Annotated in this window: 18 protein-coding genes; 15 read left to right on the forward strand and 3 right to left on the reverse strand. The window is 60.1% G+C overall.

Annotated elements, in window-relative coordinates:
• Positions 1–335 precede the first annotated feature (335 nt).
• The 3 genes from AB4N92_RS25595 to pgm all read left to right on the forward strand — a co-directional run bounded on the left by AB4N92_RS25595 (position 336) and on the right by pgm (position 4,899).
• Positions 336–1,745: a hypothetical protein gene (locus tag AB4N92_RS25595; RefSeq protein ID WP_236267127.1), complete on the forward strand. Its 1,410-nt coding sequence runs from the start codon at positions 336–338 to the stop codon at positions 1,743–1,745.
• Positions 1,742–3,148 carry an aminotransferase-like domain-containing protein gene (locus AB4N92_RS25600; RefSeq protein ID WP_010210543.1) on the forward strand — a complete coding sequence of 469 codons (1,407 nt, stop codon included), beginning with the start codon at positions 1,742–1,744 and terminating at the stop codon, positions 3,146–3,148. The genes AB4N92_RS25595 and AB4N92_RS25600 overlap by 4 nt, the downstream gene beginning before the upstream one ends.
• Before the next feature lie 107 nt (positions 3,149–3,255).
• Positions 3,256–4,899 (forward strand): phosphoglucomutase (alpha-D-glucose-1,6-bisphosphate-dependent), encoded by a 1,644-nt coding sequence (gene pgm / locus AB4N92_RS25605; protein WP_042571162.1) that lies wholly within the window; start codon positions 3,256–3,258, stop codon positions 4,897–4,899.
• Between the two features lie 64 nt (positions 4,900–4,963).
• Here pgm and AB4N92_RS25610 read toward each other — a convergent pair whose 3' ends face one another.
• Positions 4,964–5,659 (reverse strand): pirin family protein, encoded by a 696-nt coding sequence (locus AB4N92_RS25610; RefSeq protein WP_187516780.1) that lies wholly within the window; start codon positions 5,657–5,659, stop codon positions 4,964–4,966.
• A 218-nt stretch (positions 5,660–5,877) separates the two neighbouring features.
• Between AB4N92_RS25610 and AB4N92_RS25615 the strand changes: the two genes are divergently transcribed.
• Positions 5,878–8,325, forward strand: a complete 2,448-nt coding sequence (locus tag AB4N92_RS25615) for a UvrD-helicase domain-containing protein (protein WP_460128604.1) — start codon at positions 5,878–5,880, stop codon at positions 8,323–8,325.
• A 37-nt stretch (positions 8,326–8,362) separates the two neighbouring features.
• On the opposite strand, the gene AB4N92_RS25620 is transcribed toward AB4N92_RS25615, so the two are convergent.
• Positions 8,363–8,635: a DUF1652 domain-containing protein gene (locus AB4N92_RS25620; protein WP_010210537.1), complete on the reverse strand. Its 273-nt coding sequence runs from the start codon at positions 8,633–8,635 to the stop codon at positions 8,363–8,365.
• Positions 8,636–8,892: 257 nt separating this feature from the next.
• On the opposite strand from AB4N92_RS25620, the gene AB4N92_RS25625 reads away from it, so the two are divergent.
• From AB4N92_RS25625 to AB4N92_RS25640, 4 genes are read left to right on the forward strand one after another with little or no spacing between them, the layout of a single operon-like run.
• A complete protein-coding gene (locus AB4N92_RS25625; protein WP_010210536.1) occupies positions 8,893–9,702 on the forward strand; it encodes a helix-turn-helix transcriptional regulator in 810 nt (269 codons plus the stop codon).
• A 49-nt stretch (positions 9,703–9,751) separates the two neighbouring features.
• Entirely contained in the window at positions 9,752–11,158 is a 1,407-nt protein-coding gene (locus AB4N92_RS25630) for an NAD(P)/FAD-dependent oxidoreductase (RefSeq protein WP_044287171.1), read from the forward strand.
• A 26-nt stretch (positions 11,159–11,184) separates the two neighbouring features.
• Positions 11,185–11,526 carry a cupin domain-containing protein gene (locus AB4N92_RS25635; protein WP_010210534.1) on the forward strand — a complete coding sequence of 114 codons (342 nt, stop codon included), beginning with the start codon at positions 11,185–11,187 and terminating at the stop codon, positions 11,524–11,526.
• Between the two features lie 60 nt (positions 11,527–11,586).
• Positions 11,587–12,666 (forward strand): polyamine ABC transporter substrate-binding protein, encoded by a 1,080-nt coding sequence (locus AB4N92_RS25640; RefSeq protein ID WP_010210533.1) that lies wholly within the window; start codon positions 11,587–11,589, stop codon positions 12,664–12,666.
• Between the two features lie 131 nt (positions 12,667–12,797).
• On the opposite strand, the gene AB4N92_RS25645 is transcribed toward AB4N92_RS25640, so the two are convergent.
• Complete coding sequence (locus tag AB4N92_RS25645) at positions 12,798–13,583, reverse strand: helix-turn-helix transcriptional regulator (protein WP_010210532.1); 786 nt, start codon at positions 13,581–13,583, stop codon at positions 12,798–12,800.
• Between the two features lie 200 nt (positions 13,584–13,783).
• On the opposite strand from AB4N92_RS25645, the gene AB4N92_RS25650 reads away from it, so the two are divergent.
• From AB4N92_RS25650 to AB4N92_RS25680, 7 genes are all read left to right on the forward strand, one after another.
• Positions 13,784–15,148 (forward strand): APC family permease, encoded by a 1,365-nt coding sequence (locus AB4N92_RS25650; RefSeq protein ID WP_038850497.1) that lies wholly within the window; start codon positions 13,784–13,786, stop codon positions 15,146–15,148.
• Between the two features lie 9 nt (positions 15,149–15,157).
• Entirely contained in the window at positions 15,158–16,261 is a 1,104-nt protein-coding gene (locus AB4N92_RS25655; RefSeq protein ID WP_042571158.1) for a DmpA family aminopeptidase, read from the forward strand.
• Positions 16,262–16,627: 366 nt separating this feature from the next.
• Positions 16,628–18,061 (forward strand): serralysin family metalloprotease, encoded by a 1,434-nt coding sequence (locus AB4N92_RS25660; RefSeq protein ID WP_010210527.1) that lies wholly within the window; start codon positions 16,628–16,630, stop codon positions 18,059–18,061.
• A gap of 49 nt (positions 18,062–18,110) precedes the next feature.
• Entirely contained in the window at positions 18,111–18,479 is a 369-nt protein-coding gene (locus tag AB4N92_RS25665; protein WP_010210526.1) for an AprI/Inh family metalloprotease inhibitor, read from the forward strand.
• 103 nt (positions 18,480–18,582) lie between these two features.
• Complete coding sequence (locus AB4N92_RS25670) at positions 18,583–20,334, forward strand: type I secretion system permease/ATPase (RefSeq protein ID WP_236267130.1); 1,752 nt, start codon at positions 18,583–18,585, stop codon at positions 20,332–20,334.
• On the forward strand, positions 20,331–21,632 hold the full coding sequence (locus AB4N92_RS25675; RefSeq protein ID WP_236267131.1) for an HlyD family type I secretion periplasmic adaptor subunit: 1,302 nt from the start codon (positions 20,331–20,333) through the stop codon (positions 21,630–21,632). Before AB4N92_RS25670 ends, AB4N92_RS25675 begins: the two co-directional genes overlap by 4 nt.
• 2 nt (positions 21,633–21,634) lie before the next feature.
• Positions 21,635–22,969, forward strand: a complete 1,335-nt coding sequence (locus AB4N92_RS25680) for a TolC family outer membrane protein (protein WP_021493178.1) — start codon at positions 21,635–21,637, stop codon at positions 22,967–22,969.
• Positions 22,970–22,999: the final 30 nt, after the last annotated feature.

The raw sequence follows: 22,999 nt of genomic DNA on the forward strand, positions 1-22,999 counted from the left end.
TTTCCCATGTAAAACCTCAATACAATAAGTTGGAAAGTTGGTCGCAGTTATTTGTAAGACGCTTCCTTAACTGGTTGCTCAGATATGTGTAAGAGTTTGTCGGAAACATCCTAGGGTCGCGATCCAGTTTGCCGAGAGTCAGTAAGTACGGGGCTTTTAAGCCTTTCCAGGGGGCGATCCTAATTACGATGGAGCTGATGTCATTTTGTTGCGTGGTGCTAGTGTCTAGTCATTAGCGCACAGGGCTGCGCGCGAATTTCTTACACGCGTAATAGGTCGAGCAAATACTGTCAGCAGTTGCTTGAAACTGATATCCAAACTCAGGTAATAGAATGATGAGCACTATTCACGAACAAGCTATGACGTATGTTTATCAGCAAGTTCTACAACGCTTGATCGGGCACTTTTCTCGTGCAGAGCGAACGGCACTCCAGTTATTGGTCCAGCGAATCGTGGTGGCGGCAGGCGGCATGGAGCAAGTGGGGGGTTACAAAGTGCTGGTGGTCCATGGCGGCGGCAAAGTGAGTAGCTACACATTGGCCTTGCTGCGAGCTGCCCAATTGACCATCGCCGGCCGAGCCCCGCGAACCTTTCGCTTGCGGGTCGCGACATTGCGGCATGCGGGAATGACCCAGGGCATGCTCGACGACCTCAATCAGGGCTATGGGCGCCTGTTTCTGCATGATGATCCAAGGGTTGAGCTGCTGATGGTAGACAACCAGGAAGTGACACCCTTCAACCATTTGCGACCTGCGTCTACGATTGGGCGAGAAATCAGCCAGCGCAACATGTTGATGATCGGCCACCTGAGCGCCGGTGACTGCCGTGCCACATTAAGCAGTGATACCTACTTGGCGCTTGGGGATTTCTACCAACGCGTCACTGCCTGGGATGGCGGGGTCCATGCACTGGTCAGTGGCGATTCCCCGCGTAAACAAAGCCAGCTTCTTGCCTGGCTCAAGAACACAGCACGCGGCGCGGGTATCGCGATCTCGGACACTTGGCCGTCGTCGCTCACCGGGCTGTTCGCGCGCATGGACGAATGGAGTACCGCTTATTACGGTGACGTCTACGGAGAGCACTATGGGGTGAGTGACGACCCCAGCAAGAACGGCCATCGTCACTTGGCTTACATTGGTGTTGCCGATTTGCTGGACGACGTCGACCTGCCATCTTCGCCCATGCTCAACGAGTTCATGGCCTTCACGCCTGACCCGCAGGGTTTTCACTTCAGCCATCCTTCCTATTCCAATCCCCTGCTGATGGCGCACCTGCGTGGGTTGCAGGCCCAATGTCTACGGGACCTGGATTATCAAGAGGGCGTGCAAGAGTTTATCCGGCAGGCCGCACGCCATATGCCCGAGGCGTTGCTCGCGCAGGTGAGGAGCAGTGAAGGGCGCAGCCTGTCGAGCACCTACGCTCAACAGTTCTTTGGCTTGGACGAGACGCAATTGATTTGCCTGTTGTTTTCACCTTTTGTCCATCATGGTGAACGGCTGGAAGGCTATTTGCGACAATGCCATCCGGGCATGCTGGTGGCCTTGCCTGAACTGCACAAAGCCCTGCAGGGCAAACCGTCTGCCGACATGCTGCAACAGTGGGTCACCGATACCAGCGGTTTACCGATGCCTTTGTTGCAACACCTCTATCGCAAGCGTGCGCTGGGCTACTCAAGTGGCAAACTGCGCAGTGCTGACACCATGGCAGAGGGCAGCGCGCAGGCCTGTCAATCGTCCGGGCGATGACGCTGCGCGGCGAACGACAGGCGGATTTCGCGTATCAGGCGGTCTATCGCTACATGATCAACCTGATCAACGAAGTCAGTACCGATACACGAGTAAAACTGCCATCCCTGCGGCAATTGGCGGGACGCTTGAACGTGTCGATCTCGACGGTCCAGTATGCCTACTCGTTGCTTGAAAAAGAGGGCAGGGTTTATTCGGTGGCTAAATCGGGTTATTACGCCTGGCCACTCTCGGCAAATCCGCTGGCGGGCACCAGCGGTGATCCGCTTGATCGGCTCTACGCAGCGGCGCGGCGCCCTGGCATGGTGGTGCTCAGCGGAGATGAACCCGCGCTGCTGGCCTCGCTGGATGGCACGCTGTTGCGTCTGGAGCGCGAACTCGTCCGCCAATATCCGCGGTATTTGCAACCCTGGTCCCAGCCTTGCGGTGTCTGGGAGCTGCGCGCAGCGTTGGCGGCGCGCTATACGTCGTCGCCCACCCGCTGCTGGCAGGCCGATGATGTCTACATCGGTCCCGACCTGCGCGGTGTATTGGACATCCTCATCGAAGTATTGGGCCTGAGGGGGGCGCCGGTGATTGTGGAATCGCCTTGCGATTGGTTGGTCCTGCGCCTGCTCCAGGATGCCGGGGTGCGTGTTATCGAGCTGCCCTGGACACCGGACGGGCGACTGGATCTGGTGAACCTTGATCACTTGTTAAGCGCTGAGTCGGTGCGTCTGGTGTTGCTGTCATCAAGAGTCAGCTTGCCGGCCGGGGTTTCCATGCCACCCCAAGATCGCCTGGCCCTTGCACAATTGCTCGATCAATACGGTTGCTGGCTGCTGGAAAACGACACCTTTGGCGAGTTGGGTTTCGACGAGCCGCAGGCTGCACTACGCGAGCTGGTGAACCCTGAACGATTGATGGTGTTTTCCTCCTTCGAGAAAGTGTTGGGTTCGGAAGCGCCCTATGGCTATCTGCTGTCTCGGCGTATGAACAACGAATTGCAGCGCCATTTCCTGCTGCGCTCCTTTCGTTTATCACCGATCCGTCAGCGCGCCATTGCGCGCCTTTATCACAGCGGGCGGATCGACCAGCACCTGCGTGGGCTGCGCCTGCAGTTACGCCTGCAGGCGGACGAAATGTGCGAGCGCCTGGACCGGGACCTGAGCGACCAAATGACCTACCGTGCGCCAGCTGCCGGCGCAGCGTTCTGGTTGCGCTCCATAAGAACCGTCGATATGCGCCAGGTATTCCAGCGCCTGCTTTCCCAGCAAGTGGTGATTGCCCCCGGCGAACTGTTCAGTGTCAATGGCCTGCATCAGCAGCATTTGCGCCTGAGCCACACCTTTCAGGGGCAACCGGACCTGAATGTCGTCCTGGCGGCGCTAAGCGAAGCATTGCGTCAGGCACAGATGGGATGATTGCGTGAAGTTTCTTTGACTGTTGTAGGATCGATAACGTCGCGAAGCAGTCCAACACTCAGTAAACTGCCGTTTTTTTCCCGAATCCTTCTTTCCGAGGTTTATGCATGACAATCAGTCCTTTTGCGGGCAAGCCGGCGCCAGCCCAGTTGCTGGTGGATATCCCGCGACTGGTCACGGCCTACTACACTGGCCAGCCTGATGCAGCAATCTCCACCCAACGCGTGGCGTTCGGTACCTCCGGCCACCGTGGCAACTCGTTTGAACTGAGCTTCAACGAATGGCATGTACTCGCCATCAGCCAGGCTATCTGCCTGTACCGCGAAGCCCAAGGCATCAACGGCCCGCTGTTTGTGGGGCTGGACACCCACGCACTGTCGACACCTGCCGGTGCCAGCGCGCTGGAAGTGCTGGCCGCCAATGGCGTGCACGTGATGCTGGCTGAGGGCGATGAGTACACGCCGACGCCGGCGATTTCCCACGCGATCATCTGCTACAACCGTGGCCGCACCAGCGGCCTGGCCGACGGCATCGTCATCACGCCGTCGCACAACCCGCCGCAGAGTGGCGGATACAAGTACAACCCGCCCAATGGTGGCCCGGCCGACACCCACGTCACCAAGTGGATCGAAGCCAAGGCCAATGAGTTGCTGGCCAACAAACTGGCCGGGGTCAAACGCATCACCCACGCCCAGGCCCTCAAGGCTGACACCACCCATCGTCATGACTACCTCAACACCTATGTGGCTGATCTGGTCAATGTGATCGACATGGACGCCATTCGTAGCGCCGACCTGCGCCTGGGCGTGGATCCGCTGGGCGGAGCAGGGGTGCGCTACTGGTCGGCGATTGCCGAACACTACCGGCTGAACCTGGAGGTGGTGAATACCGAGGTCGACGCGACTTTCCGGTTCATGTGTGTTGACTGGGACGGCCAGATCCGCATGGACCCGTCCTCCAGCTACGCCATGCAAGGCCTGATTGGTCTCAAGGAGCGTTTCGACGTTGCCTTCGCCTGCGACCCGGACCACGATCGCCACGGCATCGTCACCCCGTCCGGCGGCCTGTTGGCGCCGAACAATTACCTGGCGGTGTCCATCGACTATCTGTTCCAGAACCGTCCTGACTGGCGCGCGGACGCCGCCGTGGGCAAGACTGTCGTCAGCAGCGGCTTGATCGATCGCGTTGCCGCCCGCATTGGCCGTCGTTTGTACGAAGTGCCAGTAGGCTTCAAGTGGTTTGCCGATGGCCTGTTCGACGGTTCGTTGGGCTTTGGTGGCGAAGAAAGCGCCGGTGCTTCGTTCCTGCGCAAGGACGGCACGGTCTGGAGCACGGACAAAGACGGCTTGATCCCGGCGCTGTTGGCCGCGGAAATGACCTCGCGCAAAGGCCAGGACCCGAGCCAGATCTACCGCGGCCTGACGGACGCCCTGGGCGAACCGTTCGCGATTCGTGTGGATGCCAAGGCTACTCCCGCGCAGAAAGCCCTGCTGGGCAAGTTGTCGCCGGACCAGGTCACGTCTACCGAATTGGCCGGGGAGAGCATCCAGCAGATCCTCAGCCATGCGCCGGGCAATGACCAAGCGATCGGCGGGTTGAAGGTGATGACCGAAAACGGCTGGTTCGCCGCGCGCCCATCCGGCACCGAGGATATCTACAAGATCTACGCCGAGAGCTTTATCGGTGAGGATCACCTCAAGCAATTGGTGGAAGAGGCGCAGGTGTTGGTAGACGGTGCTATCAGCCAATAACTGATCCTGTGTAGGAACTTGGGGGACGTCGGCAAGCACTCGACGTTCCCCAGCTCCAACAGGGTCAGGCGAGGTCGACCAAGACAATTTCGCTGTCTTCAACCGCTGTCACTCGCAACACCTGCTCGTCTTCAACCGCCACACCATCTCGAGCTTGTGCACGCAAGCCATTGACTTCAATGAGTCCGGTCGCCGGCACCAGATACGCCCGACGCCCGTTGTCCAGCCGGTATTCGACAGTTTCTCCAGCCCTCAGGTTCGCCGCCACCAGCCGTGCATCCGCACGAATGCGCAAGCTCTCGCTGTCCCCGGCCTTGCCACTGGCCAGCGTCACAAAGCCCTCGCGTTCACCCTTGGGAAACGGCTTGGCACCCCAAGACGGCGGTAAGCCGGCCTCGTTCGGAATGATCCAGATCTGGAAAATCTGGGTCGGCGTGTCTTCCAGGTTGTACTCGCTGTGGGCGATCCCGGTGCCTGCGCTCATCACCTGTACATCACCGGCTTCGGTGCGACCCTTGTTGCCGAGGTTGTCGGCATGGCTGATCGCGCCTTCACGCACGTAGGTGATGATTTCCATGTCGCGGTGCGGATGCTGCGCGAAGCCAGTGCCCGGCGCGATAATGTCATCGTTCCATACCCGCAGGTTGCCCCAGTGCATGCGCTCGGGGTCGTGGTACTCGGCAAACGAGAAGTGGTGATGAGCGTCAAGCCATCCGTGGTGGGCGCCGCCCAGGGATTTGAAAGGTCGAAGTTCAAGCATGATCATCTCCTGTGAATGGCCCTATGATCCTGCAGCTCATAATCGATAAAAAGCGTAAAAACTGCCTTATTCCTATCGGCTAATTAGATTGGTCGCTGGGGTTTTGACTTTCAGTTCATCGCCTAACTGCATGACTGCAAAGCAATTGGCTGGAACTCGGCGTCGATTCCGGCGACCATGGCGCATTTGTCTGAACCCAGCTCATCGCAGGAGTCCGCGTGTCGCAACAAAAGCCTGATCTTCCTCCCGAACTGCGCCCTTTGGCTGAAATGCCGCTATTCAAACGCTTGGCTGCACGCCTGTTTGGCCATGGTCTGACGCGTCTGCGCGCCCAGCACCGGTTCTCCTGGCTGCACGGGCAGGCCGACGGTTTTCGCAGCGGGCATGAGGCGGGCGTGGAGTATGGCTACCGCGAAGGTAAGGCCGAGGGCATCGAGGAAGGTCGTCAGGTGCTATTGATTCGTGACTTCCGCCCGGATGAACACCGAGCGCCGGGCGTGGATGACAGTCTGTTCGATGATTGGCGCCTGCCGCTTACCGCCGAGCTGAAGAAACGCATGAAGGCCGACGTTGCGCGATTGCTGCCGGCTCATGCCCAGCCCAGCGCGGCGCAATGGAAGATGATTTTCAGCGAAACGCCTTCAACCTCAGTGATCGCCGGGGCCGGTGCCGGCAAATCCACGTCGCTGGTGTTGCGCATTTTGCTGCTCACCCATTACCTGGGCTTTGAGCTGAGCTCGATGACGGTGGTGACCTTCACCCGTGAATCGCGCAAGGACTTCATCAACAAACTCATGGAAATTCTCAACCTGTGGGGCCAACCCCTGGGTGTGAAAGAAGCCCAAGCCGTGGTGCGTACCTTTCACTCGCGCATTCTGCCCATGGTGCGCAGTCTCCCGGGCTTTGAGCGCCTGCAAGCCTTCGAAAACCTGAACTCGGGTTTTGAAGACGCCGACAGCAACCCCTTCGACCTGCGTATCAACGAAGCCCAACGCCAGCAGATGAATGCCTGCTATCACCGGCTGCACAGGGAACACCCACGGTTCCGTGAGCTGATTGCGCCGCTGGCGCGCCACGGCCTGCAGCTAAAGGCGTTGGAGCGCGATCACCCGGATGTGCAAAAACGCGTGGCTGTCACTGAGCTGGCCGCCAAGCGCGATGAAGAACTCTGCGATGTGATTGAGGACCTGTGGTTCCGTGCAGGTGCGTGGCCGATCAAGGGCATTGAACCCAACCGCCAGACCATAGAAATCAACGGCGCGCAATTCCACTGCCATGGCTATATCCCTGAGCTGGATGCCTGGGTGGTGCTGGGCTTCGATTCACGGGAAAACCCGCAGACCAGCCGACCTCACTCAAAGCTTTCGGTGCGTGCAGAGTGGGCGGTAAAGCGCACGTTGTTTCAAGCTTTCTGTCATAAGCCATTGATATGGCTGGATAGTTATGAATCATCAAAGCGTCTGCTGAGCAGTGTGGCCGGTGACGCCACGGCCGGCCCCGGCTTTGATTACAAGGTCAAAGGCGAGTTGGCGTCAGCGCCGCTGCTGGACAGTTTCGTCGCGGCCGCCGGATTTATCGAGAACCTCGGCCTGGACGTACCCACTGCTGTCGGGCAGATGAGCTTTGCCAAGGATGACCCGGACCGCTTCTTCTTTGAAGCCTTGAGCATCTTCTGGAAGGCCTTGGAAGATCACCTGCTGGACCAATCGCCACCGATCATGACCTATAACCGGATGTTCTCGCTGTTCGGCGAAAACACCCCGGAAAACCTCAAGCTGCTCAGTGATCCGCTGCTGCGGCCGCTGTCGCACCTGATGATCGACGAGTTCCAGGACGTTTCGCCGCAGATTGTCTCGTGGATCCGCGCCAGCCTGCGCGAGATCCGCAGCCGTGGCCCTGCGATGCATATCGGGCGCGGCGCCCAGCGCTCATCGTTGCTGTGTGTAGGGGATGACTGGCAGTCGATCTATGGCTGGCGGGGCAGTTCGCCCAAGTACTTCATGGCCTTCGACAAGGAGTTCCCATCGCCGTCTACTACCCGCGTGATGCTGGGCGAGAACTACCGCAGTCACCAACACATCATTGATGCGGCCGAGCACATCGTGCGCGCCGCACCGGCGATTCCTGGCAAGAAAGCCAAGGCCAGTGGCGCGCCCCAGGCCTTGGTACCGGTCAAGGTGCTGGAACGGGACGACGCGGCATTGGGTCGGCAGCTGTCGGAGCATTACCAGAAGGGCGATTCGATCTTGATGCTTTATCGAAAAAGTAGCGATAAGTCATTGATTCAAGAGCATATTAGCTCTGTAGTTAATGTGGATTCTAGCTTGCCGCCCCAGGCACGCAGGCTGAAGCAATTGACCTATCACAGTGCGAAGGGCCTGCAGGCGGACGCGGTGTTTATGCTTGGGGATTGCCAGCATGTCACCAGCTCGCCGTATAAAAACCAGGTATACCGGATGGCGGGCCTGGGCAATGCTGGCGACAGCGAGCCCTTTGACAATGCGCAAAAGGACGAAGTGCTGCGCCTGGCCTATGTGGGCATCACCCGCGCCGTGAGCCATTGCTATTGGTACGTGGAAAAGCCCGAAGGCCAGGCAGTGAATGTGCCCAAGGCGTCGGAGCGGGTGGATGGCAAAAAAGCCTTCTTCGATGATCAACGCAACTGAGGGTGCACCGCAGCTAGCCTGTGAGCGGGCTTGCGAATCAGGCCCGCAGGGATTGCGGCGGCACAAACGACTCCAGCTCATCCTCCACCGCTTCGATGATGCGTTCCACATCGGCGGCATTCATTACTGTGGCGCAGGGGATGCCGGCGATGGCGATCAGCGTCTCGCCGCTGGCGCGGTTGAACAATCGAACGATCATGCTGCCGGGCGCGTCCATGCTGCCCTCAAAGCCCATTGGATGGAAATGCCAGCGCATCAACTGGCAGGCGTTGGGGAACGTCACTTTGTTCATGTTGCCCACCTTGTTCATAGAGCGCTTCCTTTAGCTCGTGGCAGGGGGGCCATGACCTTCACTGGTCATGGCGTTCAAGCATTCAAAATAGCATCCGCTCGCAATCGCAAGGTGACTTTTTCGGCCCCGTCTGGCGGTTGTTTTGCGTTAGGTTGATACAGGTCATGTCCTGCTTGAGGTTGGGCAATAGGCCATTAGTCAGAAGAGCCCACTGGCCATTGAAGACTCCGGCAAAATTCGGCAATCTTCACGGTTTACCCGCCGCAGAGCCCTCCATGCCTGACATCGCTCCAGACGATGATTCCCAGCAATCCCACGCCACACGCGAGCTGGTGCTACGCCACCACCTGTGTTGGCGCCATCGGGACCTGGAGGGCGTAATGTCCTACTACCATCCGGACATCCAGTACCACGACTTTTTCCAGAACCGTGTCGTCGGTTACGCCGAGTTGCGTGAATACCTGCAAGCCAGCATGCCGCGCGAGGCCGACGAAGCGATCGAGCACAGTGATCGCATCCGCGCCGATGGCGACACCGCGTTCATCCAGTACCGCATCACCTTGCGTGGCGGCCACGGGCTGGTGTCATTCCGCACCAGCGAAGCCATCACGGTACGTGACGGGCTGATCTGGCGGGTCAATGAATACGCGTCCCTGGTGCATGAGCAGCCCGCCCAGGCCGCGCGGCCTTCGGTCAGCCGCCTGGGCTTGTCGCCCCAGCAGTTGGGGCACATGGCCAATGACCTGCAGCAGTACTTCCAGCACAAACAACCCTACCTGGACCCGGAACTGGACCTGCAGCGGGTTTCAAAGGAATGTGGCTACAGCCGCAATCAGATTTCCTACCTGCTGAACCAGGTGCTGGGGCAAAGCTTCTATCGCTACGTCAACCAGGCTAGGCTCCAGCACTTGCTGGCGGCGCTGGACAAGGCCGTCCCGCCGATAAAGGTCGACGACCTGGCATTCGCCGCGGGTTTCAACTCGCTGTCGGCGTTCTACAGCGCGTTCCGCCAGCACACTGGCCAGTCGCCCAAGGCCTACGTCAAACAAATTTCCCTGCGTGCACGCGCGCAAGACAGCCCCTGACACCGCGCTCTAGGATCCAACCTATCGAAACGAGGTAGGGGATCCCGGCATGCCGGCATGGCGCAACATCAGCTTATGGATGGACCAGTTGGACGAGCCGCTGCACGCGCGGCCGTCGCTGGAACATGACCTGGACGTCAACGTGGCCATTATCGGCGCCGGCTATACCGGGCTGTGGACCGCGTACTACCTGAAACGCCAGGCGCCCGAACTGAACATCGCGATAATCGAAGCCCAGACCGCAGGCTTTGGTGCCTCCGGACGTAACGGTGGCTGGTTGATGGGTAACGTGCTGGGTGAAGACCGCCTGTTGGCCGGCCTGAGGCCAGAACAACGCCGCGCCTCGTTTGACCTGCTGCATGCCATCCCCGATGAAGTGGCCCAGGTGCTGGCGCGTGAAGGCATCGACTGCGACTACCGCAAGGGCGGCGCCCTTTACTGCGCCGCGCGTTACCCTGAGCAGGAAGTCAGCCTGCGTCGCTACTTGGACAAGCTCTACGCCCAGGGCCTGACCGAAGCCGACTATCGCTGGCTCAGTCCGCCACAACTGGCCGAACAGATTCGCATCGCCAAGCCTTATGGCGGTATCTATGCGCCGCACGTAGCGACTATCAACCCCGCCAAGCTGGTGCGCGGGCTGGCGCGGGTGGTCGAGCGCATGGGCGTGACGATCTACGAAAACAGCCCGGCCACGCACTGGCAGTCGGGCAGTGTGCGCACGGCCAAGGCCAGTGTTCGTGCTGCCTGGGTGGTGCCGGCAGTGGAGGGCTATGCCAACACCTTGCCGCTTTTGGGCCGTTACCAACTGCCGGTGCAAAGCTTGATCGTCGCCACCGAGCCGTTGCCGGCCAGTACCTGGGAGGCAATCGGCCTGAGCCATGGCCAAGCCTTTGGCGAAAGCAGCCGCCAGGTTACCTATGGCCAGCGTACGGCGGACAACCGCCTGGTGTTCGGCGCCCGTGGCGGTTACCAGTTTGCCGGGAAGCTGCGCCACGACTTCGATCTGACTGACAGCGAGGTCGAGTTGCGTCGCTACCTGTTCGGTGAGCTTTTCCCACAGCTCAAGCACGTGAACATTACCCATTCCTGGGGCGGCAACCTGGGCATGTCGCGCAATTTCCGACCGCACATGCTGTGCGACCACAAAACCGGCATCGCGCTCTCGGGCGGGTATGGCGGCGAGGGCGTCGGCGCCACCAACCTGGGTGGCCGCACCCTGGCCGACCTGATCCTGGGCCGCGACACTGCGCTGATCCATCAACCCTGGGTGATCCGCGAACGTGGCCTGGACGCACTCAAGCCCTGGGAACCCGAACCCTGCCGCTGGTTGGGCTACAACGCGATCATTCGCAGTTTCGTCCATGAAGACCAGGTGTTGGCCAACCCCAATACCGCCCCTTGGCGCCGCAAGCTGGCGACCGGCGTGGCCGGGTTCATGGAAGGTTTCATGCACTAAGTCGTTTCACTTACACGGGAAAACCCATGAGCATCACTCAATTCAAAGACACGCTGAACGCCCACCTGCCGGACTCGTCGCCCGTCGCCGTGCCCCTGGGTGAGCCCATCGCCGTGGCCTCGACCCTGAGCGTCGAGCGCAACGACGGTGTCGAGACCGGCATCTGGGAATGCACCCCAGGCGTCTGGCGTCGACAGATCAAATCCCAGGAGTTTTGTCACTTTATCCAGGGCCGCTGCACCTTTACCCCTGACAACGGTGAAGTCGTCCACATAGAAGCCGGTGATGCACTGATGTTGCCGGCCAACAGCACCGGTATCTGGGATATCCAGGAGACCGTGCGCAAGACCTACGTGTTGATTCTGTAACGCTTTGATCCTTGATCGCCTGCCATAAAAACAGCCCTAAAACCGCCAGGAAATCGAACCATGAAAGCCATTGCCCTGTTGCCCTTGATGTTGGTGGCCTCTATCGGCCAGGCCGCCGAGACGGTGAAAATCTACAACTGGTCGGACTACATTGCGCCGGACACCACCAAGAACTTCCAGAAAGAAACCGGCATCGGTTTCACCTACGATGTGTACGACAGCAATGAAACCCTGGACGGCAAGTTGATGACCGGTAAATCCGGCTACGACGTGGTGTTCCCGTCCAACCATTTCATGGCCCGGCAGATCCAGGGCGGCGCGTTGAAGAAGCTCGACAAGAGCCAGTTGCCCAACTGGAAGAACCTCAACCCGGTGCTGCTCAAGGCCCTGGAAAACAACGATCCAGGCAATGCCCACGGCTTCCCGTACCTATGGGGCAGCACCGGCATCGGCTACAACATCGATAAGGTCAAGGCGGTCTTGGGTGACAACGCGCCGGTCGATTCCTGGGACTTGATCTTCAAGCCGGAGAACATGGCCAAGCTGCAGAAATGCGGGGTTGCGATTCTGGATAACGGCCCGGAGCTGCTGCCGGCCGCGCTCAACTACCTGGGCTTGCCGCACCACAGCAAGAAGCCCGAGGACTACAAGAAAGCGGAAGACCTACTGATGAAAGTCAGGCCTTATGTGGCGTACTTCCATTCCTCGAAATACACCGCGGACCTGGCAAACGGCGATATCTGCGTGGCGGTTGGGTTCTCCGGCGACATCCTGCAGGCTGAAAGCCGTGCCAAAGAAGCCAAGAACGGCGTGAACATCGGCTACAACATTCCCAAGGAAGGCGCCGCGATCTGGTTCGACATGGTCGCCATGCCCGCCGATGCGCCCAACGAGGCAGCCGGCTATGCGTTCATGAACTACCTGTTGCGCCCGCAAGTGATGGCCAGCATCACCAACTACGTGCATTACGCCAACGGCAACCAGGCCGCCGACAGCCTGGTGGACCCGGCGATCAAGGCCGACACCAAGATCTACCCGAGCCCCGAGATGATGGGCAAGCTGTTCGCGCTGGAAGCCATGCCGCTGAATATCGACCGGGTACGCACGCGGGTATGGAACACCATTCGCACCGGTAAGTAAGTGCGACGCACGCCCCCTGTGGGAGCGGGCTTGCCCGCGAATACGGAATGTCAGTCAATAGATCTGGCGACTGGTGTACTGCATTCGCGGGCAAGCCCGCTTCCACATTTAAACCGAGTACAACCTCGGGCTCAGGGGTTTTCCAGGTCATGCCCCAACGACTGGATAAACAACGAAAACAGCTCCGGCTGTGATGAGATATCCAGCTTCGCGTACAAATGCCGACGGTGCACCTTCACCGTATCCGGCGAGATGTTCAGGCGCTCAGCCATGGCCTTGGACGAGAACCCGCGCAGCACCAGGCGGGCGATTTCCAATTCGCGCTCCGATAGCACGCCGCAGCCAAACTGACTCAATGCATCCCTGATCTGGCTGTCCATCGCCGGCGCTCGCTGGGTGCTTTGCTGCCAGTGCTGCTGCATCAACGGCAGTACCCAGGCCGCCACGGTGGTCATCAGCCCGGTCTCTTCAAGGCTGAAGCGTCGCTGCATGCCCAGCGACAGCGATAAGGTCCCCGCACCCGGCAATTGCAGAATGAACTGCACCTCGTCTTCCAGCACGTTGTCGTGGAAGTAATTGAGGAAGTATTCACTCTGGCGGAAATGGTCCGGCGCCACTTCCTCCAGGCGATACACACCGCTGGCATACCCTTCACGGCAGGCCTGGAAAAAGGGGTCGAGCAAATACAAGCCATTGAGGTACACCAGCATCGACGCTGGTTTGCTGCTGGGCTGGGCGTCGTATTCTTCGAGGGCCTGGGGCGGCCCCTCCAATGGGTAGAAGATCGCCAGGGCGTTATCGAAGGGCAGGCACTGGTGCAGCAACAACACCAGCTGTTTCCAGAAGCGCTCGGTGCCGATGTGCGCGACGGTGCGGCCCAGGCCGGCGTGCATGCCGACTTCGCGAAACAGGCTCATGTGACAGGCTCCCACCCACAAAAGATCGGCCAAGGGTTCGGCTTTTGCCGGGTGTCGTCAAGGGGAGTACGCCAATAGGGGAATTGGCTGATATGAACGTCGCGTTTATCGTCGCCATCATTCAGCGGGAAACATAGCCCGTGACTCATCAGACTTTTCGTTTCTGCCTCACACCAAGAACAACGACAGAGGATAACGATATGAGCACTTCCCCCACGCCCGATGGCGTGCTGAAACCCACCTTGAGTGTCTTCGATGTAGTCGCCATTACCGTATCGGCGGTGACGCCGGCCAGTTCCGTGTTTGTGATTGCGCCCTTTGCCATCCAGCAGGCGGGTAGCGGGGTGTTCCTGGCGTTCGTGATGGCCGGTCTGCTTGCCTTGATGTTTGCCTTTTGCTACGCCGAGCTGGGCCGTGCACACAACAGCGCCGGGGGCGAGTATGTGTACGCCAAGCGCGTGTTTGGTGGCATGGCGGGTTATGCGACGTTCCTGACCGTGCTGGTGATGTTGCTGTTTATCCCGCCGGTACTCGCCACGGGAGCCGCGACTTACCTGAACAACGCGCTGGGCACGAAGTTTGACTCGCAAACCGTGGCGCTGGTGATCGTGGTGTGCAGCTACGCCCTGGGCATCCTCAATATCAAGCTGAATGCCTGGATCACCGGCACCTGCCTGCTGCTTGAAGTGGCGGCGCTGCTGGTGATCGTGGTGATCGGTTTCGGCAACCCGGTGCAACCGGCCAGCGTGCTGTTCCAGCCGCAGATCGTCGAAAACGGCGTGCTGCACCTGGCGCCCTGGGCCCTGGTGATCGGCGCGGTGGGCATCGGTCTGTTTTCCTACAATGGCTATGGTCCGGCGGTGTTGCTTGCCGAGGACATGAAGTGCGGCGGCAAAGGCGTGCACAAGGCGGTGCTGTGGTCCCTGGGGCTGGTGGTGATCATCGAACTGGTGCCCATCACCGCGTTGTTGATCGGCGCGCCGTCGCTCAGTGAAATGATCAGCAGCCCGGACCCTATCGGCTATCTGTTGACCAGCCACGGCAATGAAACCCTCTCGCGGTTGGTCAGCGCCGGGATCTTCCTGTCGGTGTTCAATGCCATCGTCGCCATCGTGATCCAGATCGGCCGCGTAGTGTTCAGCAGCGGCCGCGATGCGCTGTGGACGCCGAGCATCAACAAACTGTTCACGCGCATTCACCCGCGCTGGGATTCGCCGTGGTTGGCTACGCTGTTCCTGGCGATTCCTTCGGCGCTGCTCAGTTTCAGCTCCAACCTGGCCGACCTGACCTCGTTCAGCGTCTTGCTGATCATGCTGGTGTACCTGGTGGTGGCGTTGAGTGCGTTGATGAGCCGGGTGCTGCTGCGTGATCGCGAGCATCCCTATCGCATGCCGCTGTGGCCCCTGCCGGCGTTGGTCGCGGTACTGGGCGCGGGCTATCTATTGGTCACCTTGGTGGCGGCGGCCTCGATCCGCGACATCATGATCATTATCGGCTTGCTGGCCCTGTCGGTGATTCTGTATTGCATCAGTGGCCGGTTGAGTCCGGTCTTCCAGAAATTGTAAGGAGTGGTTATGCGCGCACGTCAATTGGGCATCACGTTGGGACTGGGTACGCCCGGTGAGTGGAACGCCATCACCGATGTGCCGGGAATCCGGGTCGGCCACAGCACGATCAAGACGCTTGTCGACGGCAAGCACGTGCGTACCGGCGTCAGTGTGATCCAACCGCGCGCTGGCGAGGCGCGCCAGCAACCGTGCTTTGCCGGCTATCACGTGCTCAATGGCAATGGTGATGCCACCGGCCTTGAGTGGATCAACGAAGCAGGGCTGTTGACCACGCCGCTGGCCATCACCAACACCCACAGCATTGGCGTTGTGCGTGACAGCCTGATCGCCCTGGAGCGCGAACGCGTGGCGGACCCGGCGGTGTACTGGTGCATGCCGGTGGTGATGGAAACCTATGACGGTCTGCTCAATGATATCTGGGGTCAGCACGTCGGCCCCGAGCATGTGCGTGAAGCCGTGGACAACGCCGAAACCGGTCCGGTGCAGGAAGGCGCAGTCGGCGGCGGAACCGGCATGATCTGCCATGAGTTCAAAGGCGGCATTGGCACGGCTTCGCGATGCTTGCCGGCAGAGCAGGGCGGTTGGACCGTCGGCGTGCTGGTGCAGGCCAACCATGGCAAGCGCCAGGAACTGCGGGTGGATGGCTACCCGGTGGGGCGCCGGTTGATGGAGATTGCGTCGCCCTTTGCCGAACGGGGTACGCCAGGCATGGGCTCGATCGTGGTGATCCTTGCTACCGACGCGCCGTTGTTGCCGCACCAATGCCAGCGCCTGGCGCAACGCGCGTCCATCGGCATTGCACGTACCGGCGGCGGTACCGAGGATTCCAGCGGCGATCTGTTCCTGGCCTTTGCCACCGGTAACCGCGATTTGCCGGCGGCGGATTACGGGCGCAAGGGCCTGCCTTTCAGCAGCGCGTTGCAGATGGTCAATAACGACCATATTTCGCCGCTGTTCAGCGCTGCGGCGGAGGCGGTGGAAGAGGCCATCATCAATGCGATCTTGGCCGGAGAGGACATGCTCACCGATCAAGGTGTCCTGGTGCCCGGACTGGAGGGTGAAACGCTGTTGGAGGCCTTGCACAAGACGGGGTGGAGTGTGTCCCGGTAATCGGGGGCACCTTAAGTTATTAATTCAAGTAGTGGCTGTTTAATGTTGCCAATGACACCCTGCCAATATATTGGATCCACAATTAACAGCGCCGCTCTAGTTGAGCGGCGTTAGTGCTATTTAATATTTAAATAAGTGGAGGTGGGTTTTCGGCGGGCAAAACCAAGTTAACCCAGCAAACACGGCGCGGAACTTTATTTGGGTTGATGATGAGTCAGGTTTTGCCGCTGGAAAAGATGTAGACGAAAGATTTCAAGTTGTGTCAGTTTTCTTACGCCTTCAAAAGAGGCGAGTGATAGGACGATCTCGCCCGCGAGGTTCCTATCGAAAAAAGACTGATGCACTTGCACACAAGGAAGTACGTTTATGTCAAAAGTAAAAGACAAGGCTATCGTATCGGCGGCGCAAGCCAGCACCGCTTACTCGCAAATCGATAGCTTCAGCCATCTGTACGACCGTGGCGGCAACCTCACGGTCAATGGCAAACCCTCCTACACCGTTGATCAGGCAGCCACCCAGCTGCTGCGCGACGGCGCCGCGTACCGGGACTTTGACGGCAACGGCAAGATCGACCTGACCTACACCTTCCTGACCTCGGCCTCTTCGAGCACCATGAACAAACATGGCATCTCGGGCTTCAGCCAGTTCAACGCACAGCAGAAAGCACAGGCCGTACTGGCCATGCAATCCTGGGCGGACGTAGCCAAGGTCACCTTCACCGAGAAAGCCACCGGCGGTGACGGGCACATGACCTTCGGCAACTACAGCAGCGGCCAGGACGGCGCAGCGGCCTTCGCCTACCTGCCCGGCACCGGCGCAGGCTACGATGGCACGTCGTGGTACCTGACCAACAACAGCTACACGCCGAACAAGACCCCGGACCTGAACAACTACGGCCGGCAGACCCTCACCCACGAAATCGGCCACACCCTGGGCCTGGCTCACCCTGGCGACTACAACGCCGGGAATGGCAACCCGACCTACAACGACGCGACCTATGGACAGGACACGCGTGGCTACAGCCTGATGAGCTACTGGAGCGAGAGCAATACCAATCAGAACTTCAGCAAAGGCGGCGTCGAAGCTTACGCTTCCGGCCCGCTGATCGACGACATTGCGGCGATCCAGAAGCTCTACGGCGCCAACTACAGCACCCGTGCCAGCGACACCACCTACGGGTTCAACTCCAACACCGGGCGTGATTTCCTTAGCGCAACGTCAAACGCCGACAAGCTGGTGTTCTCGGTGTGGGACGGTGGCGGCAACGACACCCTGGACTTCTCCGGCTTCACCCAGAACCAGAAGATCAACCTCAATGAAGCGTCGTTCTCCGACGTGGGCGGCCTGGTGGGCAACGTGTCCATCGCCAAGGGCGTGACCATCGAGAACGCTTTCGGCGGCGCCGGCAATGACTTGATCATTGGTAACAACGCGGCCAACGTGATCAAAGGCGGGGCCGGCAACGACCTCATCTACGGCGGCGGCGGAGCGGACCAGCTGTGGGGCGGCGCGGGCAGTGACACCTTTGTGTTCGGTGCCAGTTCCGACTCCAAGCCTGGGGCGGCGGACAAGATCTTTGACTTTGCCTCCGGTTCCGACAAGATCGACCTGTCCGGCATCACCAAGGGCGCAGGCCTGACCTTCGTCAATGCCTTCACCGGGCATGCCGGCGACGCTGTGCTGACCTACGCCGCAGGCACCAACCTGGGCACCTTGGCAGTGGACTTCTCCGGTCACGGCGTGGCGGACTTCCTCGTCACCACCGTCGGCCAGGCTGCGGTCAGCGACATCGTGGCGTGATGCACGGGCGCGGCGCTTCGGCGCCGCGCTTTACCGATGGAGCGTGAACATGCAGCGTTTTTTCAAAATGATCACCGGCGTATTGCAGGTGATGTTCGTGTCGGCAGGAGCCCACGCAATGGCGAGCAGTCTTGTATTACCCACCACCGCCCAATTGGCGGGCCACTGGCAATTGCATCAACACGATCAGGTGTGTGCGCTGGACCTGCTGGAGCAAGCGAATGCCTTGGCTGGCGATGTGGCCTGTGTGGCGCAGTGGCTCGGTGATAAACCCTTGACCTGGTCGCCGACGCCGGATGGCATCTGGCTGATGAACGCCGAAGGCAGCGGCATTACTCACCTCAATCGGCAGAAAGAGGGTGAATATACCGGTCGCACACCCACCGGTCTTGAAGTTGTATTGCAACGCGCACCTTAGTTGCCGTTATAAGCTTATAACTTGAATATATTAGTTGGCCGCTCCGTTAGTTGGGGTTGGGGCAACTATTGCGCGCAATTTGTTTCAGGGAAGATCAGAAAACATGGCGAAGTCCCATGCCGTCGCGCCGTTATTCAAGGCGCTGGGTGAATACAAACGTATTTTGATCAGTGTTGGCTGTTTCACGGCATTGATTAACCTGCTGATGCTGGTGCCGTCGATTTATATGCTGCAAGTGTATGACCGCGTGCTGTCCTCCCAGAATGAAACCACCCTGGTGATGTTGACACTGATGGTCGTGGGGTTCTTTGCGTTTATTGGCACGCTTGAGGCGATCCGCAGTTTTATCGTGATCCGTATCGGCAGCCAGTTGGAGCGGCGTTTCAACCTGCGTGTGTACAAGGCCGCGTTTGAGCGCAACCTGCAACGTGGGCAGGGACATGCCGGGCAATCCCTTGGCGATTTGACCCATATCCGCCAATTCATCACGGGACCGGCGCTGTTCGCGTTTTTCGATGCGCCGTGGTTTCCCCTCTACCTGTTGGTGATCTTCCTGTTCAACGTATGGCTGGGCGTGCTGGCCACCGCGGGCGCAGTGCTGTTGATCGGCCTGGCGTGCCTGAATGAATACCTGACCCAAAAGCCGTTGGGCGAGGCCAGTGGTTATTCCCAGCAATCCACGCAATTGGCCACCAGCCACTTGCACAATGCCGAAACCATCCAGGCCATGGGCATGCTCGGTGCGCTGCGCCAACGTTGGTTTGCAGTGCATTCGCAGTTTCTCGGCTTGCAGAACCAAGCCAGTGATACCGGCTCAGTCGTGACCTCGCTGAGCAAATCCCTGCGCCTGTGCCTGCAATCGCTGGTGCTGGGCTTGGGGGCGTTGCTGGTGATCAGGGGCGATATGACCGCCGGGATGATGATCGCCGGTTCCATTCTGATGGGGCGAGTGCTCAGCCCCATCGACCAGTTGATTGCGGTGTGGAAGCAATGGAGTTCGGCCAAGCTGGCCTACCAGCGGCTGGATGATTTGTTGCGCGAATTTCCGCCGGAAGTGGAGCAGATGAAGCTGCCTGCGCCCAAAGGCCAGGTCAGTTTCGAACAGGTCAGCGCGGGCCCACCCGGGCGGCGTGTGGCGACCTTGCATCAAGTCAGTTTCAACCTGGTCGCCGGTGAAGTGCTCGGCGTTCTGGGGGCATCGGGCTCCGGCAAGTCGACCCTGGCCCGTGTGCTGGTGGGGGTATGGCCGACCCTGGCGGGCACCGTGCGCCTGGATGGTGCGGACATTCACCGCTGGGACCGCGACGACCTGGGCCCCCACATCGGCTACCTGCCCCAGGACATCGAACTGTTCAGCGGCAGCATTGCCGACAACATCGCGCGTTTTCGCCAGGCTGATCCTGAATCCGTGGTACGTGCCGCGCAGCAGGCCGGCGTGCATGAACTGATCCTGCGTTTACCTCAAGGCTACGACACGGTGCTGGGCGACAACGGCGGCGGCCTGTCGGGCGGTCAGAAACAACGGGTGGCGTTAGCGCGCGCCCTGTACGGCGGGCCGCGGCTGATCGTGCTGGACGAGCCCAACTCCAACCTCGATACCGTCGGCGAAGCGGCCCTGGCCAGCGCCATTGTGCAGATGAAAGCCCAGGGCAGCAGCGTGGTGCTGGTCACCCATCGCTCGTCCGCGCTGGCCCAGGCCGACAAGCTGCTGGTGCTCAGCGAGGGGCATTTGCAGGCATTCGGGCCGAGTCAGGAAGTGCTGCGGGCGCTGTCCGGCCAGCAGGAGCCGCCTAGAGAGAAACCGGGCGTGAGTTTCAGTCGTCAGTACCAGGCCGGAAGGAATCCAGGCGCATGAGCAGCATCACTTTTGAACAACGCGACGCGAACTTCTTCGCGCGTATGGGCTGGCTGCTGACGGTGGTCGGGGCTGGCGGTTTTTTCCTGTGGGCCAGCCTGGCGCCGTTGGACCAGGGGATTCCGGTGCAGGGCACCGTAGTGGTATCGGGCAAGCGCAAGGCGGTGCAAACCCTGAGCCCCGGCGTGGTCAGCCGGATTTTGGTGAAGGAGGGCGAACGGGTGAAGCAAGGCCAGCCGCTGTTTCGTCTCGACCAGACTCAGCACCAGGCCGACGTGCAGTCCCTGCAAGCCCAGTACCGCATGGCCTGGGCCAGCGTGGCACGCTGGCAGAGCGAGCGCGACAACCGGGCCAGCATCCTCTTTCCGCCTGAACTGAGCGCCAATCCCGACCCCGCCCTGTCGCTGGTGCTGGAAGGTCAGCGCCAATTGTTCAGCAGCCGTCGCGAAGCCTTTGCCCGGGAGCAGGCCGGTATCCGCGCCAATATCGACGGCGCCACCGCGCAGTTGAACGGCATGCGCCGTGCCCGCAGCGACCTGACCGCCCAGGCCCAATCCCTGCGCGATCAACTGAGCAATCTGCAACCCTTGGCCGACAATGGCTACATCCCGCGCAATCGGCTGATGGACTACCAGCGGCAGTTGTCTCAGGTGCAACAGGACCTGGCGCAGAACACCGGCGAAAGTGGCCGGGTAGAGCAGGGCATTCTCGAATCGCGGTTGAAACTGCAGCAGCACAGTGAGGAATACCAAAAGGAGGTGCGCAGCCAGTTGGCCGATTCGCAACTGCGTAGCCTGACCCTGGAGCAGCAACTTACCTCGGCGGGGTTCGACCTGCAGCACAGCGAAATCAACGCGCCGGCAGATGGCATCGCGGTCAATCTCAGCGTGCACACCGAAGGCGCCGTGGTGCGTGCCGGTGAAACCCTGCTGGAAATCGTGCCCCAGGACACGCGCCTGGAGGTGGAAGGGCACTTGCCGGTGCATTTGGTCGACAAGGTTGGCACCCACCTGCCGGTCGACATCCTGTTCACCGCCTTCAACCAGAGCCGCACACCGCGTGTGCCGGGGGAGGTCAGCCTGATTTCCGCTGACCAGATGCTCGACGAAAAAACCGGTGCGCCCTATTACGTGCTGCGCACCACGGTCAGCGAAGCAGCCTTGGAAAAACTCCACGGTCTGGTGATCAAGCCGGGCATGCCCGCCGAGATGTTCGTGCGCACCGGCGAGCGCTCGTTGCTCAATTACCTGTTCAAGCCGCTGCTCGACCGTGCCGGCTCCGCGTTGACCGAGGAGTAGACATGAAGCACATGTTTATCGCCTTGCTGTTGACCAGCGCGAGTGCCCAGGCCGCCATGGGCCCGTTCGATGTCTATGAGCAGGCCTTGCGTAACGATCCCGTGTTCCTTGGCGCCATCAAGGAGCGCGACGCCGGTCTGGAAAACCGCGCCATCGGCCGCGCCGGGCTATTGCCGAGGCTCTCGTACAACTACAACAAGGGCCGCAACAATTCCCAAGCGACCTTGCCGGACGGGCGAGGTGGCAATTACCACGACGACCGCAACTACAACAGCTACGGCTCTACCTTCAGCCTGCAACAGCCGCTGTTCGACTACGAGGCCTACGCCAATTACCGCAAGGGCGTGGCCCAGGCATTGTTCGCCGATGAAAGCTTTCGCGACAAGAGCCAGGCGCTGTTGGTGCGGGTGCTGACGTATTACACCCAGGCGTTGTTCGCCCAGGACCAGATCGACATCGCGCGTGCCAAGAAGAAGGCGTTCGAACAGCAATTCCAGCAGAACCAGCATTTGTTCCAGCAAGGCGAGGGGACTCGCACGGACATTCTGGAAGCCGAATCACGCTACGAATTGGCCACCGCCGAAGAGATCCAAGCCTTGGACGAACAGGATGCGTCCCTGCGGGAACTGGGCGCCTTGATCGGCGTGCAGAGCGTCAACATCCATGACCTGGCCCCGCTGAACCAGGGGTTTGCCGCGTTCACCCTGACGCCGGCCAACTATGACACCTGGCATGAGCTGGCGATCAGCAACAACCCCACGCTGGCCTCCCAGCGCCAGGCTCTGGAAGTGGCGCGTTATGAAGTGGAGCGCAATCGCGCCGGGCATTTGCCCAAGGTCACGGCCTATGCCAGCTCGCGACAACAGGAGTCCGACAGCGGCAACACCTACAACCAGCGCTATGACACCAACACCATCGGCGTCGAAGTCAGCTTGCCGCTGTATGCCGGTGGCGGTATCTCCGCGTCCACGCGCCAGGCCAGCCGCGCCATGGAGCAGGCCGAGTACGAACTGGAGGGCAAGACCCGCGAAACCCTGATCGAACTGCGTCGGCAGTTCAGCGCCTGCCTGTCGGGGGTGAGCAAGTTGCGTGCGTATCAGAAGGCATTGGTGTCCGCCGAAGCGCTGGTGGTGTCGACCCAGCAAAGCATCCTCGGCGGCGAGCGGGTCAACCTGGATGCGTTGAACGCCGAGCAGCAGCTCTACAGCACCCGCCGCGACCTGGCACAGGCACGGTATGACTACCTGATGGCCTGGACCAAATTGCATTACTACGCCGGCAACCTGCGGGACACCGACCTGGCAAAAGTCGATGAGGCCTTCGGCCCCATGAAGTAGGCCTCTATAACAACAATAAGGATGGTTTCT

The sequence above is a fragment of the Pseudomonas sp. S3_A09 genome (assembly GCF_054668065.1).